Source organism: Micromonospora sp. NRRL B-16802, from assembly GCF_001279555.1.
Lineage (GTDB): Bacteria > Actinomycetota > Actinomycetes > Mycobacteriales > Micromonosporaceae > Micromonospora > Micromonospora profundi.
Map to the genome: position 1 here is coordinate 558,662 of NZ_LGEB01000001.1, position 14,952 is coordinate 573,613.

Here is a 14,952-nt window from a genome sequence, read left to right on the forward strand (position 1 = left end):
GGGGCATCGTCGCTGGTCAGTTTCTCGCTTGGCGGGAAGTTTCGCCAGATGTTCGAGCGCAGAAAATCATTGCCACCGCGATGGTCAATCTGGGATGCATAAGGCAGCGATGGATATTGATATGACCATGTCGCTGGTGGTGAAGTGTGCATCACCGAGCGGGATGTCCCGCCCTCCGAGGAGGTAGTACATGGCCCTCCGCACGCCCAATCCTCTCCGCCGTGCCCTGGCGTTCGCTGTCGTCGCCGGGCTGGGCATCGTCACAGTGGCCGCCGGACCGGTCGCCGCGAAACCGGCGCCGGATCGCACCGCCGCATCGGCCGCCGCCAGCTACCGGGTGCTGGGGCCCCGAACCCTCGCCGACCGCAACGCGGTGGCCCGCACCGGGGCCGCCATCGACTATTCCGAGCACGGCGTCCTGCACATCTCGGCCACCGCCGCCGAAGCCGCCGCGATCGGCAGGCTCGGATTCCGCCTGGAACCGCTCGCCCCGCCACCGAACGCCGAACGCGGCGCCGGCGAGGTGGGCACGCTCGCCTTCCCGCCCGCCGACTCCAACTACCACGACTACGCCGAGCTGACCGCCGTCGTGAACCAGGTCGTCGCGGACCACCCGTCCATCGCTCGCAAGATCAGCATTGGTACGTCGTACGAGGGCCGCGACCTGATGGCGGTGAAGATCTCCGACAATGTCGGTACCGACGAGAACGAGCCGGAGATCCTGTTCAACTCCCAACAGCACGCCCGCGAGCACCTGACCGTCGAAATGGCGATCTACCTGCTCAACCTCTTCACCGACAGCTACAACAGCGACTCCCGGATCACCAACATCGTCAACTCCCGGGAGATCTGGATCGTGCCGACCGTCAACCCCGACGGCAGCGAGTACGACATCGCCACCGGTTCGTACCGGTCGTGGCGCAAGAACCGGCAGCCCAACAGCGGCTCGTCGAACGTCGGCACCGACCTGAACCGAAACTGGGGCTACAACTGGGGCTGCTGCGGCGGCTCGTCCGGCTCGACCTCGTCGGAGACCTACCGCGGCCCGTCGGCGTTCTCCGCACCGGAGACGCAGGCGCTGCGCAACTTCGTCAACAGTCGGGTGGTCGGCGGAACACAGCAGATCAAGGCGAACATCGACTTCCACACGTACTCACAGCTGGTGCTCTGGCCCTACGGCTACACCACGGCGAACACTGCGACCGGAATGAGCGCCGACCAGTACAACACCTTCGCCACCCTCGGACAGCAGATGGCGGCCACCAACAACTACACGCCGGAGCAGTCCAGCGACCTCTACATCACCGACGGTGACAGCATCGACTGGATGTGGGCCACCCACAACATCTGGGCGTACACCTTCGAGATGTATCCGGGATCGGCAAGCGGCGGCGGCTTCTACCCGCCCGACGAGGTGATCCCCGCGCAGACCAGCCGCAACCGCGAGGCCGTGCTGCTGCTCAGCGAGTACGCCGACTGCCCGTACCGGGTCATCGGCAAGCAGGCGCAGTACTGCGGCAGCGGTGGTGGTGGCACCACGGTCTGGTCGGACACCTTCGAGACCTCCACCGGCTGGACCACCAACCCGTCCGGCACCGACGCCGCCACCAGCGGGGCGTGGGAGCGGGGCGCCGCCCAGGCGACCAACTCCTCGGGCGCCAAGCAGCTCACCCCGTACGCCGGCTCCAACGACCTGGTCACCGGCCGGCTCGCGGGCTCGGCTGCCGGTGACTACGACGTCGACGGCGGAGTGACAAGTGCCCGGTCCCCGGCGGTGACCCTGCCGTCCTCGGGGACGCTTACCCTCTCGCTGGCCTGGTACCTGGCCCACGGCTCGAACTCGTCGTCGGCCGACTACCTGCGGGTGAGCGTGGTGCACAACGGCGGCACCACGGTGCTGCTCACCCAGGCCGGCGCGGCGGCCAACCGCAACGCCAGCTGGGCTGTGGCGAACCTCAACCTCACCCCGTACGCCGGCCAGTCCGTGCGGATCCTCGTCGAGGCCGCGGACGCCTCCGGCGCGAGCCTCGTGGAGGCGGCTGTGGACAACGTCACCATCACCGCCTCCTGATCGGGTGGGGCCCCGTTCCGCCCCTGCGGGGCCCCACCACCCGCTCCGAGCCTCCAGATCCAGCGGTGCGCTACCGTCTAACCGACCACTCCGCAGCGAAGCCGGTGCTCAACCCGGCGCTGTCCCGCAACTGTGATGCCTCACCTGACGGTGAGGACGAGCCAGGTCGCCTGCGGATAGGTCGCGAAACGCGCTCTCGAGGAAGGGCGCCTCGCGGGCGGGCGTACGGAAGCCCTGTCGGCGAAGCACCACACTCCTCGACCGACAGGAGGTTCGATGTCCAGACGTACCCCCCGGCTCCTCGCCGCGACCCTCGCGGTCGCCGCGCTCGCCCTCGGCGCGTGCGCCGAGAAGGCCGACAACCAGCCGGCGGCCGGCGGCAGTTCGGCGAGTGCCAGCTTCCCGGTGACGGTCGGCTCGCTCACCCTCGACAAGCGGCCCGAGAAGATCGTGTCGCTGGCGCCCACCGCCACCGAGATGCTCTTCGCCATCGGCGCCGGCCCACAGGTCACAGCTGTCGACGACCAGTCCACCTACCCGGCCGACGCGCCCAAGAGCGACCTGTCCGGCTTCCAGCCGAACGCCGAGGCGATCGCCAGCAAGAACCCCGACCTGGTGGTGCTCTCCGACGACCGGAACAAGATCGTCGACCAGCTCGGCAAACTGAAGATCCCTGTCTACCTGACCCCGGCGGCGACCACGCTCGACGACACCTACCGGCAGATCACCGACCTGGGCACGCTCACCGGGCACGCCGACCAGGCCACCGATGTCACCACCCGGATGAAGGACGACATCACCAAGCTCACCAAGGACCTGCCGCAGCGCGCCGAGAAGCTCACCTACTTCCACGAGCTGGGCCCGGAGTTGTACAGCGCCACGAGCAAGACCTTCATCGGCTCGATCTACGACCTGGCCGGCCTGACCAACATCGCCGACCCGGCCGACGCGGACGGTAAGAGCGCCGGCTACCCGCAGCTGTCCCAGGAGTTCATCGTCAAGGCCGACCCGGACTTCGTCTTCCTGGCCGACGCCAAGTGCTGCCAGCAGAACGCCGACTCGGTAAAGGCCCGCAGCGGCTGGGCAGGGGTCACGGCAGTGAAGAACAACCAGGTCGTGGCGCTGGACGACGACATCGCCTCCCGCTGGGGCCCGCGGATCGTGGACCTGCTCCGGGTCGTCATCGACGCGGTCGCCAAGGTGCCCGCGTGACCGACGTCCGTCGGTGACCGGAGTGCCCACGGTGTCCACTCCGGCACCAACCACCCGGCGGACCGGGACGCAGCTCGCGTCCCGGCCCGCCGGCCTGCGCAAACGCTGGCTGGTCGCCGGGGTGTTCGCGGTGCTCGTCGCGCTCGTCGCCGGTGTGTCGCTCGGCCCGGTCAGCCTGCCGCCGGGCAGCGTCGCCGCCGAGCTGCTCAACCTGATCCCCGGGGTGCACCTGGAGAGCGGGTTGACCGAGCGGGAGATCGCCATCGTGACCGAGCTGCGGCTGCCCCGGGTCGTGCTGGGTCTGCTCGTCGGTGGCCTGCTCGCCCTCGCGGGCGGCTGCTACCAGGGCGTGTTCCGCAACCCGCTCGCCGACCCGTACCTGCTCGGGGTGGCCGCTGGCGCGGGCCTCGCGGTCACCGCGGTGATCGCCCTCGGTGGTGCCGGCCGGCAGGGCGCGATCTCCGGGCTGCCGCTCACGATCCCGTTGGCGGCGTTCGTCGGGTCGATGCTCGCCGTGACGATGACCTACCTGCTGGGCGCGGCCGGTGGACGGAGCCGGTCCCCGGCGATGCTGATCCTGGCCGGGGTGGCGGTCTCCGCGTTCCTCTCCGCCGGGCAGACGTACCTGCTGCAACGGCACGCCGACAGCATCCAGTCGGTCTACTCCTGGCTGCTCGGCCGGCTGGCCACCGCCGGCTGGCACGACGTGCTGCTGGTGCTGCCGTACGCCGCCCTGACCATCGTGGTCGTGCTGCTGCACCGCCGCGAGCTGGACGTCCTCGCGCTCGGCGACGACGAGGCGCGGAGCCTCGGCCTGCACCCGCAGCGCTCCCGCTACCTGCTGATCGCCGCCGCGTCACTCGGTACCGCCGCGGCGGTCTCCGCGACCGGCCTGATCGGCTTCGTCGGCATCATCGTCCCGCACACCGTTCGGCTGCTCTTCGGATCGAGCTACCGGGTGATCCTGCCGCTGTCGATGCTGTTCGGCGCAGCCTTCCTGGCACTGACCGACGTGGTGGCACGGACCGCCGCCGCCCCGGCCGAGGTGCCCATCGGGGTGGTCACCGCACTGCTCGGCGGTCCGTTCTTCGTCCTCGTGCTGCGCACCGCCCGGCGGGTGCTCACATGAGCCCCGTGCCCGCCCCCCGGGAGGTCGGCGCGGCGGCCGTCGAGGTGCGTGGGCTGCACGTCAGCCTGGACGGCAACCCCATCCTCACCGGCGTCGACCTGACCGTCGCCGCCGGCGAGTGGGTCACCGTGATCGGCCCGAACGGCGCCGGCAAGTCGACCCTGTTGCGCGCCGTCGGCGGCCTGCTGCCCGCGCAGGGCATGATCACCCTCTTCGGTACGCCGAGCGCCGCGCTGCGCCGCAGGGACCGCGCCCGGGTGGTGGCCACCGTGACGCAGTCCCCGGTGGTGCCACCCGGCATGCCGGTGCTGGACTACGTGCTGCTCGGCCGTACCCCGTACATCTCGCCGCTGGGTCGGGAGTCGGCCGCGGACGTCGAAGCCGCCCACGAGGTGCTGGACCGGCTGGACCTCGCCGGCTTCCACAACCGCGAGCTGGCCACCCTCTCCGGCGGCGAACGGCAGCGGGTCTTCCTCGCGCGGGCGCTCGCCCAGGGCGCGACGCTGCTGCTGCTCGACGAACCGACGAGCGCGCTTGACATCGGCCACCAGCAGGAGGTGCTGGAACTCGTCGACCAGCTCCGCCACGCGCACGGCCTGACAGTGCTGGCCACCATGCACGATCTTTCCCTGGCCGGCGAGTACGCCGACCGGATGGTGATGCTCGCCGACGGTCAGGTGGTGGCGACGGGCACCCCCCGGGAGGTACTCACCGAACATCTCCTCGCCACCCACTACCGGGCCAGCGTCCGCGTCGTCCCCGGCACCCACGGCCCCCTCGTGGTCCCCGTCCGCCCCCGTCCCACCCCCTGACCCTCCCGGGTGTCGAGCGCGGGGCTGGTCAGGGGCCCAGGTCGATCACCGAGAAGAGGGCGCCCTGGGGGTCGCGCAGGGAGGCGAACCGGCCGGTCGGGATGTCGCGCGGCGGGACGAGGATGGTCCCGCCCAGCTCGGCGGCACGGGCAGCTGCCGCGTCCGCGTCGGCCACGGCGAAGTACACGGTCCAGTACGCGGGCAGGTCGGCCGGGAAGTCGTCGGCGAACGGCGGCATCATCCCGGCGACGATCCGCGCGCCGAGCCGCCACCCGGTGTACGTCATGCCGCCGATCGGCTGCTCGTCCGGCTGCCAGCCGAACACCAGCTCGTAGAAGACCTTCGCGCCCTCCGGGTCGGGGGTGACCAGTTCGTTCCAGCTCATCGCGCCGGGCACGTTGAACACCTCGGCGCCCGCCATGGCCTGCGGTTGCCAGACGCTGAACGTGGCGCCCGCCGGGTCGGCGAACACCGCCATCCGCCCACGGTCGAAGACCTCGAACGGCGGCACCACGACCTGCCCGCCGGCCCGCTCGACCCGACCGGCGACGAGTTCCGCGTCGTCGGTGGCGAGGTACGTCGACCAGATCGGCACCTGGTCGGGGATCGCGGGTGGTCCCACTCCGGCGACCGGCTGTCCGTCGAGCAGGAAGACCGTGTAGCCGCCAGCCTCGGGTTCCGGTGTCACCCGCCCGGTCCAGCCGAACAGCTCGGGGTAGAACCGCCGCGCGTCGGCCAGGTCCGGGGTGGCCAGGTCGGCCCAGCAGGGCGTACCCGGCGGGACGGTGCTCACGTCAAGACCCCTCTCAGCCGGGGTGACCACGACGGCACCCCTGCCGGAATCCTGGCACCGTCCCGCCGCGGCTCGGGGCGGAAACGGACGAATCGTCAGCTGAACCGGCGACCCTCGTCCCGCCGGTACGCCCAGCCGGCGAGCGCCGCGAGCAGCACCACCCAGACGCCGAGCATGATCAGTGCCAGTGGCTGGACCGTGTAGTCGCCGACGGCCGACCACATCAGCTCGGCCGCACCCCGGGTGGGCAGGAACGGCGCGATCGTCTCGATGAACCCGGGCGCTTCGCCCGGCGCGGACAGCAACCCACCGCCGAACGCCAGCGGCAGGAAGACGACCTGCGCCACCACGATGGCTGCCTTGCTCGGCATCGAATAGCCGATGGCGAGCCCCATGAGGGTGAACGGCACCGAGATGAGGCCCACTGTGAGGGCGGACAACAGGAACGCCAGCGGGGTGATCCGGGCCGCGGTAAGGGTCGCGCCGATCACCACGACCGGGATCAGCGACAGGTACGTCAACGCCAGGCCGGCCAGCACCCGACCGGCGAACCGGGGTGCCGACCCGGCCGGCAGGGTCCGGGTGTACGGATTCCACGGCTGGTCGCGGTCCTCGGCGACCCCGACGCCGTACTGGAAGATGTTGGCGCTCATCACCGAGAACGTCACCATCGACGCGGTGGCGAACGTGGCGCCGACCGGATCGTCACCGGCGAACGGCACCACAAAGAAGATCATGGCGGCGGCCGGGAAGAAGGCGCTGCCGAAGACGGCCACCGGAATCCGGATGATCTCCAGAAGCTGGTAGCGGGCGTGGACCAGGGCGAGCTGCACGGTGCGCCTCCTCAAACGGCGGTGGGTCGGCCGCCGGCAGCGACGGCGGAGGTCTGGTTTTCGGCAACGTGCTGGTCGGTGCCGGTGATGGCGAGGAACGCCTCCTCCAGCGAGGTCGGCCGCACCTCAAGGTCCGCGAAGGTGGCCCCGGAGGTGACAAGCGCCCGGACCAACTCGTCGGCGTCGGTGGTGAGCAGGTGCAGCCGGCCGTCGATCCGTTCGGTGCGTACCACACCGGGCAGCCCTGGCAGCGCGTCGGCGACCAGGCTGACCCGGCGTACGCCGACGATGCCGCGTACCGCCTCCACCGTGTCGTCGGCGAGCACCCGGCCCTGCCCGATCACCACCACACGGCGGGCCAGCGCCTCCACCTCCTCCAGGTAGTGGCTGCTCAACAGGACGGTCCCGCCGTCGTCGTGGAACGCGCGGATCGCGTCCCAGAGGGTGTGCCGGGCGGACACGTCCAGGCCGGTGGTCGGCTCGTCGAGCAGCACGAGCCGGGGTCGGCCAACGAACGCCAACGCCACAGCCAGCCGACGTCGTTGCCCACCGGAGAGCCCACCGGTCTGCCGCCGGGCGAGGTCGCCCAGGCCGAAGCGGTCGAGGAGTTCACCCCGGGGCACCGGGTCCGGGTAGTGCGCGGAGACGAAGTCGACGACCTCGCCGACGCGCAGCGTGCCCGGCAGGCCGGTCTCCTGCGGGGTGACGCCGATCTGTCGACGGGAGGTCGGGTCGCGGGGGTCGCGGCCGTTCAACTCGACCCGGCCGGAGCTGGGGCGGCGCAGGCCGACAAGCAGGTTCATGAGGGTGCTCTTGCCGGCGCCGTTGGGGCCGAGCAGGCCGACGAGTTCACCGGCTCGGACCTCCAGGTCGACCCGGTCGAGAGCGAGGACGTCGCCGTACCGGCGGCTGGCCTGGTCGGCGCGTGCGAGTGTCATTGCTGCTCCTTCGACGGGGTCGGATCGAGCTGGGTGGGGTCGAGCAGGGTGCGGATGGCCTCCGTGTATTCCTCGAACGCCAGCCGACCGCGTCTGCTGAGCCGGATCAGCGTGGCCGGGGTGCGTCCACGGTGGGTCTTCGTGACTTCCACGTAGCCGGCGTCCTCCAACTTGCGCAGGTGCACGGAGAGGTTGCCGGGCGTCATGGCGAGCAGATCCTGCAGGCGGGGAAAGGCGATCCGGTCGCCGTCGTTGAGCGTGGAGAGGGTGGCGACCACCCGCAGCCGTGCCTGCGCGTGGATGACCGGGTCCAGTTCGGTCACGACCGTTGCCGCTGTCGTCGTCGGGCGACCGCTCCGGCGGCAAGGATTCCGCCTCCGCCGGCCACCGCGATGACCAGCGCGTGCCAGCTGGGCCCGGCGATCGTGCCGACCACGTTGATCACGCTGATCCAGGCGCCCAGCCGGAAGAGGTCGCGGTCCAGCCAGATGGCTCCGCCGGCCATGTGCAGGGCACCGGTCAGCCCGACAGCGGTCGCCGACCAGAGCAGGCTGGCCTGGTCGGCTGGCAGGTGCTCGGAGATTCGCCCGACCGCCGCGTACACGCTCACCGACCCCAGGGCCCAGGCGCAGCCGTACCAGCGGCCGCGCACCGCGGAGTCGCCACTGACCTGCCCGTACGCCCGCGCGCTGGCGACCGCCTGGACCGCTGCGGCAGCCGCGAGCAGGACGAACAGGACGGTCAACGGCAGCCAATCCGGTAGCCGGACCAGCACCCGACCATCGGGTGCGAAGCGCAGGAAGAACAGCCCGAAGCCGATCAGCCAGGCCACACCCCACGGCCAGTAGACCAGCCGGGCGTCCGGCTCCAGCCGACGTGCGGTGGCCGCCTGCTGGTCCCGGATCAGCTGGAGTGCGGCTGCCGCGTCGGAGGGCGGCAGATCATCGTTGGGTTCCACGCAAACTACTTTACGCTGCAAAGTCAAGGCCCGGTGTCCGCAGGTGGTCGCACTGCTGGAGTGCTCGGGCGGCATCCTGTTCCCCTGCCGGGGCACCGACAGCGGCGCGGGGTGCCTATGGTGGGAGGCCGTGGCGACTGATTGGTCGCACAGGACACAGGGGAGGGTCCGTGTCGAGCCCGAGCAATGAGACGGAGGTCGATCCGGAAGCCCTGAAGGCGTTCGCGTCGGCTTCCACCGACCGGGCGGCCCGCTTCCGCGAGCTGCACCGCTCGTTCGGTGACGGAAACGTGCCACGGCACGCCTTCGGCGTGATGCCGGCGTCGTTCAGCCTCTCGGCGACGTACGCCGAGCAGTTCGAGGCGTGCCTGCAGGGGCTGGCCGACGGTGCCGACGTCATGGCGGACATCGCCGAAGGGCTCATCGACTCCGCCGACGCCTACACCGGCTCCGATGTGGCAAACACGGACCTGTTCGTGCCCGGGCGTCCGGCCGCGCCCGACGTCCTGGCGCCCGGGCCCTGGTCGCCGGGCCCCTCCTCGCCCGGCGCTGGCCCGAGTGGGCAGGTGCCGTTGTGAGCACCGAGGCGTTGCAGCGCAACAAGACGTACTTCGAGCAGATCGTCTCCGGCACCCCAGACCCGTTCAAGCCGCTGTCGAACGCGGTGTTGTGGCCCTTCGAGCAGTTGCTCGAACTCGTCGCCGGCGAACCGGACGACCTGATGCGCGCTGCTGAGCGCTGCTTGACCGCCGGTGCTGCGGTCCGCGAGATCGCCGATGAGCAGGTGCAGCAGCGGGCTCGCCTGCGCGGTTCCTGGAAGGGCGACGCCGCCGAGAGTTTCAACGCCTCGATGGAGTCGGTGGAGGAGGCGATCGAGGAACTGGCCCGTGGGCTGGACGGCACCAAGGAGGTGCTCGTCGACGCGGCCAACGCGGCCGTCGACGCGTTCAACCTGCTTGTCGAGCTGATCCTCGAATTCCTGCTCTGGTTCCTCACCGAAGTGATCATCGCGGCGGTGGCTGCGGCGCTCAGCGCGGGCATCTCGCTCGCGGCGACGGTCGTCCGGGTGCTCGGCAAGCTCGCCACCACCGTCGGCCGGATGGTCAAGATCGTCGCGCGGTTCGGCGAGATCCTGACGAAACTCGCCGCCAAGATGAAGAACGTCGCCGAGATGCTGATGACGTACCGCGAGACGGTGCTGAAAGTCCGCGAGGCGAAGAAGGCGTACCGGGCGTGGAACAAGTCCGGCTGGACGGCTGAGGCCCGGGCGTTCCAGATCGAGAAATTCAAGACGCTCTTTCCCGGCAAGTTCCTCGTCAACCAGGTGTCTCCTGTGAACATCCCGGGCATCGGTGGTGCCGTGCTTGACACCGGCGTCGGTCTGCATGACATCTCCGACGGCACCAAGGAGCGCAACTACCTGGTGGACGGTACGTACAGCGATGATCTAGGCCCGTACGCCAAGGGTGTGCAGAATGTCTTCGACTCAATCCTGACCTGAGAGGGCCCGACATGACCTTTCCCGGTCTGGACCGCATCGAGGCGCTGGCCCGCAACCTGGACGGCTGGCAACGTGAGCTGGCCCGCAAGATGGCCGAGATCGAGCAGAGCAACGCCGAGGGCACGAGCGACTCCGGGCTGGTCCGGGTCACCGCCGCCGCCGACGGCACGATCATGTCGACCGAGATCGACGCGCGGGCCATGCGCCTCGACTCGTACACGCTGGCGGAGGAGTTCACCGCCGCGGCTGCCCGCGCCCAGGAGGCGGCCGCCGCCCGGGTCAGCGAGCTCGTGGGCGAGGTGATCGGCGACGCGCCCGGTGCCAGAAAAGCGGCCGAGGACGACCCGGACCGATACTGAGCCGATGGCCGACACCAGTTACCAGCAACGGCTGACCCAACTCGTCGAGCCGGGCGAGCGGCTGCTCGCCGTCGCGAAGGCGCGCATCGCCCAGGGCGCGCTGCCGCACGACCCGCCGGTCGAGGAGCATCAGGTCAGCTCCAGCGGTGGGGGTGGCGTCTCCGGGGCTCTGCTCAACCTGCTCTCGCCGCTGATCTCCTTCCCAGCGGGGGACCGGCTCGTCGACCGCATCGCCTACGGGATCGCCGGCCGGGGCGCGCCCGGCTCGTCCGCCTCCACGCTGCAACACTCCCGGCGGCCGGTACCCCCGGCGATCACCGTCGAGGCCACCATCCTCGCCGTCACCGACCAGCGGCTGCTCGTGTGCGCGTCCGGGCCGCTGAAGCTCTGGTCGAGCAGCGCTGACGACGAGCGGGCGGTGGCCGAAACCCGGATCGTGTGGTCGACGCCCCGCGCAGCGATTGCCGGCGCGCGCGTCGGTTGGCACCGGCTCAACCCGAAGCGACTCCGGATCGATTTCGTCGACGGCTCGTGGCTGGCCTTCACAGTGCCCATCGCCGAGCCCGGCAAGCCTCTGCGCGAGATAGCCGCAGCCCTCACCACCCGCTGACCCGAGTTGCTTGCCGCGGTGCCGTCCGCAGCGGCTCGGGCAGTGGTTCACTGTGCAGCACCGAGAGCCGGGACACCGCGCGGGTCAGCACCACGTACAGCCGGTGCAGCCCGCGTGGCTCGGCCGCGACGATCGCGGCCGGCTCGACCACCACCACGTGGTCGTACTCCAGGCCCTTGACAAGCGTCGCGGGCACCACAGTGACCCGCTCCGCGGTCGTGACGTCGTCGGCGGTCGCGGTGGCGACGCCGTCGGCGGTAAGCGCCGCCCGTAGCGCGTCGACCGCCTCGTCCGCGGCGATCACCCCGACCGAGCCGTCGTGCGCGAGCGCCGCCCGCACCTCGGTCACCGTCGCGGCGGTCAGATCGGCAACGGTACGCACGTCCAGGCCGCCGTCGCGACGCAGTGACTCGGCCGCCGGTACGTTCACTGCCAGCGCCGGCAGCAGCAGGTTGGCGAACGCCACCACTGCTGCGGGCACCCGGAAACCGACAGTCAACGGGACCACTGCCGCGTCGGGTTTGCCCAGGTGGGCAAGGGACTCCCGCCAATCGGTGGCAGCCCACGGCGCGGTGCCCTGGGCCAGGTCGCCGAGGAGGGTGACCGAGCCGTGCTCGCTGCGCCGGGCGATGGCCCGACACTGCATCGGGGAGAGGTCCTGGGCTTCGTCCACCACGACGTGCCCGAACCCGGAGGCCCGCTCCAGCAACCCCGACGCCTCGTCGATCAGCACGGCGTCCGCGGCGGTCCAGCGGGTCGCCTTCGCGGTACGGGCCGGCTTCACCCAGGTCAGCAGCGCCTGCTCGGCGTCGGTGAGCAGGCCGTCCGCGGCGGCGGCGAGTCGAGCAGGGTCGGAGAGCAGGCTGTGCACCAGCCCTTCCGGGGTGAGCGCCGGCCAGACCGCGTCCAGGAAGTCGACAACCGGTCGGCAGCGGCCCATCCGGCGCAGCCACGCGTCGCTTGGCGACTCGGCCCGCCGCGCCTCGGCCTGCCGTTGCAGCAGACCCACCACCCGTGCCCGGACCCGCTCGCGGCCCGTGCCGTACGGCAGCCCTTCCCGACGGGTCTCCTCGACGATCCGGTGCAGCGGCTCCAGCCCGATCCGCCACCGGAACGAACCGTCCGACACGGTGATCGAGTCGGCAGGCGTGCCGATCTGCGCCTGCACCGCGCGGCGCAGCACGTCGGCCATCCGCGCGTCGTGCTTGAGCGCGGCGACCGCGGACGCCTCGACCGCCCGGACCGGCACCCGCGCGATCAACTCCTCGACCGTGGCCTGCTCGACCTCGACCTCGCCGAGCGCCGGCAGCACCGCCGCGATGTACGACAGGAACGCCCGGTTCGGCCCCACGATCAGCACGCCGGCCCGCCGCAACCGCTCCCGGTGCAGATAGAGCAGGTACGCGGCCCGGTGCAGGCCGACCGCCGTCTTCCCGGTGCCGGGAGCGCCCTGCACACAGATCGAGTCGGCCAGGTCAGCCCGGACCAACTCGTCCTGCTCGGGTTGGATCGTTGCCACGATGTCCCGCATCGGCCCGACGCGCGGCCGCTCGATCTCGGCGGTGAGGATCCGGCTTGTCGTGCCCAACTCCTCGCCCCGATCCAGCCGCTCATCCTCGAAGCTGGTGAGCATCCCGTTGCTGAATCCGAACCGCCGCCGAACCGCCACCCCCTGCGGGTCACGCGCGCTGGCCCTGTAGAACGAGCGGGAAACCGGTGCCCGCCAGTCCAGCACCAGCGGCTCGCCGCCCTCGTCAGTGACATGCCGCCGCCCGACGTGATACCGCCGACCGCCATGATCGCCGCTGCTGGTGTCGCCGCTGCTGGTGTCTTCGCTGTTCGTGGCTTCGTGGTCCGGGACTTCGGCGAAGTCGAGGCGGCCGAAGAAGAGCGGTGTGGTCGGATCGTCGGCCAGTTCGGCGACCCGGCGTGCCAGCGTACGACCGAGGGTCTCCGCCGCGTAGGCGTCGCCGGCCACCTGGTCACCCGTCGCGAAGAGGGATTCGGCGCGTTCCCGCATCCGTGCGAGTGCCGCCCGGGAGGTGGCCAGGTGTGCGCGCTCGGCGGCCAGGTCCGTGTCGAGGCGGGTGCTTACGTCGGTGTCGAGGTCGGGTGCGGGCATGCTGACGTCCCATCGTTCACATCTGCTGCTCGCTCGCGTGTCCGGGGGCGGATGGCCGGCCGCCCGGCGCGACGACGCCCGTTCCGGTGCAGCTCACCTCGGCCGTCAAGCGGGCTGCAACCCTACGCTCCCGAGCCGCGCCCTTCCACCGAATTACCGAAGCGACCACCCGGAAGAGTCGGCGTGGCGTGGCGAGGCGTCGCGTGGCGTGGCGTGGCGTGGCGTGGCGTGGCGGCGGGACGGGGGAACGCCAGCTGTTGGATCGTCCGCCCAGGTCCGCGCTGGATATCCGGTGCTCTCGGCTCTCAGCAGCGGCGGTGGTAGAGGTTTCGTCGTGGGACGCGGAGCGGATCGAGCCAGCGGGGTGGGAGGAACTCGGGCCTGCCGTCGGGTGCGATGCGGACCGCCCAGTCGCCCTGGTGGAGGAGCCGGTGGTGGTGGCCGCAGAGCAGAACCGCGTTACCCAACGCTGTCGTGCCACCGTCGGCCCAGTGATGGACATGGTGGCCCTCACACCATCGGGACGGCCGGTCGCAGCCGGGAAACGCGCAGCCGCCGTCGCGCAGCACCAGCGCGCGGCGCAGCGGCCCGGTGAACAGGCGGCGCTGACGCCCGACGTCAAGGATCTGGCTGTCGCCGCCCAGCACGGCCGGCAGCACGGCGGCATCGCAGGCGAGTCGACGGATCGCGCCTGGCGTGAGGCGCCCGCCCGTCTCCAGCGTGCCGGCGCGTACGCCGTTTACCAGCGCGTCCAGCGAAACGGTCACCACGAGTTGTGGCCGGTCGCCTCCGTTGTCGGGCAGGCCTCCGGTGCGCAGCGCCAGCCGGCAGATCTCGCCGAGCGCGTCCGCCCGACGCTCGCCGGGACTGCGGTCATCGTGCGCGCCTGTCGGGCCGCACAGCGGATCGATCGCCTCGCGTAGCAGGCTCGCCGTTTCGGTGTCGAGGCTGCCGCTGAGGCGTACCTGCCCGTCCTGTTGGTCGGAGAGGGTGACGTGCCTGCGGGCCTCGGCCCGTGCGGCGGCCCGGTCGAGGGCCGCCAGCTCAGCCTGGTCGGCCAGGTCGGGCGCGACATGGGCGAGAACGCGCTCCCCGAGACGGCTCAGGGTGGCCGGATCGAACCGGTCGGCCCACGCGATCAGGAGATGGGTGGCCTTGTCGGCGACCTCCGGGGCTGCCTCGGCCGGAAGAGCGGCGACGGCTTCTGCCACGACGCGGCCCTGCTCGACACTGATGGCGCCGGCATGCACGGCGTCGCGGACTGCTGTCGGCGCGGCGTCGAGAGTGGCAGCGAGCTGAACGAGCTGGCGGGCGGACCGACCGGAGAGCCGGAGTCGATCCCGCAGCCAGACCGCGGTGGACGTGGCGCCTTCGGTGAGGGCCAGGCCGCGGGCGTCCAGCTCGCGCACCAGACCCAGCTCGACGGCGGCCAGCCGCTGCGACGCCCCGTGCGCCGCGTCGAGCGATGCGAGCAACTCGGCGTCGGAAAGCGCCCACAGGGAGGCCGAGGCGCAGTCGTCGACGGCACCGCTCGCCTGCGACAACGCCTGCAACATGAGGAGACGATAGAACATACGTACGACAATTCTTGAGGGTGGGGGATGGGCGGGGTGC

At 71.1% G+C, this 14,952-nt stretch carries 15 protein-coding genes; 8 read left to right on the forward strand and 7 right to left on the reverse strand.

The genetic code is table 11. The features are described 5' to 3' along the window. Positions 1-190: 190 nt before the first annotated feature. From ADK66_RS02650 to ADK66_RS02665, 4 genes are all read left to right on the forward strand, one after another. Positions 191-2,071 carry a M14 family zinc carboxypeptidase gene (locus tag ADK66_RS02650; RefSeq protein WP_053652196.1) on the forward strand — a complete coding sequence of 627 codons (1,881 nt, stop codon included), beginning with the start codon at positions 191-193 and terminating at the stop codon, positions 2,069-2,071. Positions 2,072-2,347: 276 nt separating this feature from the next. Next, entirely contained in the window at positions 2,348-3,283 is a 936-nt protein-coding gene (locus ADK66_RS02655) for an ABC transporter substrate-binding protein (protein WP_053652197.1), read from the forward strand. A gap of 22 nt (positions 3,284-3,305) precedes the next feature. Then, on the forward strand, positions 3,306-4,412 hold the full coding sequence (locus ADK66_RS02660; protein WP_053652198.1) for an iron ABC transporter permease: 1,107 nt from the start codon (positions 3,306-3,308) through the stop codon (positions 4,410-4,412). Continuing rightward, a complete protein-coding gene (locus tag ADK66_RS02665; protein WP_053652199.1) occupies positions 4,409-5,224 on the forward strand; it encodes an ABC transporter ATP-binding protein in 816 nt (271 codons plus the stop codon). The genes ADK66_RS02660 and ADK66_RS02665 overlap by 4 nt, the downstream gene beginning before the upstream one ends. A gap of 28 nt (positions 5,225-5,252) precedes the next feature. On the opposite strand, the gene ADK66_RS02670 is transcribed toward ADK66_RS02665, so the two are convergent. The 5 genes from ADK66_RS02670 to ADK66_RS02690 all read right to left on the reverse strand — a co-directional run bounded on the left by ADK66_RS02670 (position 5,253) and on the right by ADK66_RS02690 (position 8,746). Then, positions 5,253-6,017 carry a VOC family protein gene (locus tag ADK66_RS02670; protein ID WP_053652200.1) on the reverse strand — a complete coding sequence of 255 codons (765 nt, stop codon included), beginning with the start codon at positions 6,015-6,017 and terminating at the stop codon, positions 5,253-5,255. A gap of 95 nt (positions 6,018-6,112) precedes the next feature. Continuing rightward, the gene (locus tag ADK66_RS02675) at positions 6,113-6,850 is read right to left on the reverse strand and encodes an ABC transporter permease (protein ID WP_053652201.1); all 738 of its coding nucleotides are present in this window, start codon (positions 6,848-6,850) and stop codon (positions 6,113-6,115) included. A gap of 11 nt (positions 6,851-6,861) precedes the next feature. Further along, positions 6,862-7,788 carry an ABC transporter ATP-binding protein gene (locus ADK66_RS02680; protein WP_053652202.1) on the reverse strand — a complete coding sequence of 309 codons (927 nt, stop codon included), beginning with the start codon at positions 7,786-7,788 and terminating at the stop codon, positions 6,862-6,864. Next, positions 7,785-8,111, reverse strand: a complete 327-nt coding sequence (locus tag ADK66_RS02685) for a transcriptional regulator (RefSeq protein ID WP_053652203.1) — start codon at positions 8,109-8,111, stop codon at positions 7,785-7,787. Before ADK66_RS02685 ends, ADK66_RS02680 begins: the two co-directional genes overlap by 4 nt. Beyond that, positions 8,108-8,746 (reverse strand): hypothetical protein, encoded by a 639-nt coding sequence (locus ADK66_RS02690; protein WP_053652204.1) that lies wholly within the window; start codon positions 8,744-8,746, stop codon positions 8,108-8,110. The genes ADK66_RS02685 and ADK66_RS02690 overlap by 4 nt, the downstream gene beginning before the upstream one ends. A gap of 170 nt (positions 8,747-8,916) precedes the next feature. Between ADK66_RS02690 and ADK66_RS02695 the strand changes: the two genes are divergently transcribed. Genes ADK66_RS02695 through ADK66_RS02710 form a run of 4 tightly spaced genes read left to right on the forward strand, consistent with a single transcriptional unit; the run spans position 8,917 to position 11,216 of the window. Continuing rightward, positions 8,917-9,324 carry a hypothetical protein gene (locus ADK66_RS02695; protein WP_231639872.1) on the forward strand — a complete coding sequence of 136 codons (408 nt, stop codon included), beginning with the start codon at positions 8,917-8,919 and terminating at the stop codon, positions 9,322-9,324. After that, a complete protein-coding gene (locus ADK66_RS02700; RefSeq protein WP_053652205.1) occupies positions 9,321-10,247 on the forward strand; it encodes a WXG100 family type VII secretion target in 927 nt (308 codons plus the stop codon). Before ADK66_RS02695 ends, ADK66_RS02700 begins: the two co-directional genes overlap by 4 nt. 11 nt (positions 10,248-10,258) lie before the next feature. Next, on the forward strand, positions 10,259-10,606 hold the full coding sequence (locus ADK66_RS02705) for a YbaB/EbfC family nucleoid-associated protein (RefSeq protein WP_053652206.1): 348 nt from the start codon (positions 10,259-10,261) through the stop codon (positions 10,604-10,606). A gap of 4 nt (positions 10,607-10,610) precedes the next feature. Beyond that, positions 10,611-11,216, forward strand: a complete 606-nt coding sequence (locus tag ADK66_RS02710; protein ID WP_053652207.1) for a hypothetical protein — start codon at positions 10,611-10,613, stop codon at positions 11,214-11,216. Here ADK66_RS02710 and ADK66_RS02715 read toward each other — a convergent pair. Together ADK66_RS02715 and ADK66_RS02720 are read right to left on the reverse strand one after the other, a co-directional pair. After that, positions 11,203-13,338 (reverse strand): AAA family ATPase, encoded by a 2,136-nt coding sequence (locus tag ADK66_RS02715; protein WP_053652208.1) that lies wholly within the window; start codon positions 13,336-13,338, stop codon positions 11,203-11,205. The two genes, ADK66_RS02710 and ADK66_RS02715, sit on opposite strands and share 14 nt — an antisense overlap. 305 nt (positions 13,339-13,643) lie before the next feature. Next, positions 13,644-14,894: an HNH endonuclease signature motif containing protein gene (locus ADK66_RS02720; RefSeq protein ID WP_082377160.1), complete on the reverse strand. Its 1,251-nt coding sequence runs from the start codon at positions 14,892-14,894 to the stop codon at positions 13,644-13,646. Positions 14,895-14,952: the final 58 nt, after the last annotated feature.

What these genes read in the sequence shown, in the direction of transcription:
- ADK66_RS02650 (WP_053652196.1), top strand. Translation starts at nt 191, where the DNA reads ATGGCCCTCCGCACGCCCAATCCTCTCCGCCGTGCCCTGGCGTTCGCT.
- ADK66_RS02655 (WP_053652197.1), top strand. Translation starts at nt 2,348, where the DNA reads ATGTCCAGACGTACCCCCCGGCTCCTCGCCGCGACCCTCGCGGTCGCC.
- ADK66_RS02665 (WP_053652199.1), top strand. Translation starts at nt 4,409, where the DNA reads ATGAGCCCCGTGCCCGCCCCCCGGGAGGTCGGCGCGGCGGCCGTCGAG.
- ADK66_RS02680 (WP_053652202.1), bottom strand. Translation starts at nt 7,788, where the DNA reads ATGACACTCGCACGCGCCGACCAGGCCAGCCGCCGGTACGGCGACGTC.
- ADK66_RS02705 (WP_053652206.1), top strand. Translation starts at nt 10,259, where the DNA reads ATGACCTTTCCCGGTCTGGACCGCATCGAGGCGCTGGCCCGCAACCTG.
- ADK66_RS02710 (WP_053652207.1), top strand. Translation starts at nt 10,611, where the DNA reads ATGGCCGACACCAGTTACCAGCAACGGCTGACCCAACTCGTCGAGCCG.
- ADK66_RS02715 (WP_053652208.1), bottom strand. Translation starts at nt 13,338, where the DNA reads ATGCCCGCACCCGACCTCGACACCGACGTAAGCACCCGCCTCGACACG.
- ADK66_RS02720 (WP_082377160.1), bottom strand. Translation starts at nt 14,894, where the DNA reads ATGTTGCAGGCGTTGTCGCAGGCGAGCGGTGCCGTCGACGACTGCGCC.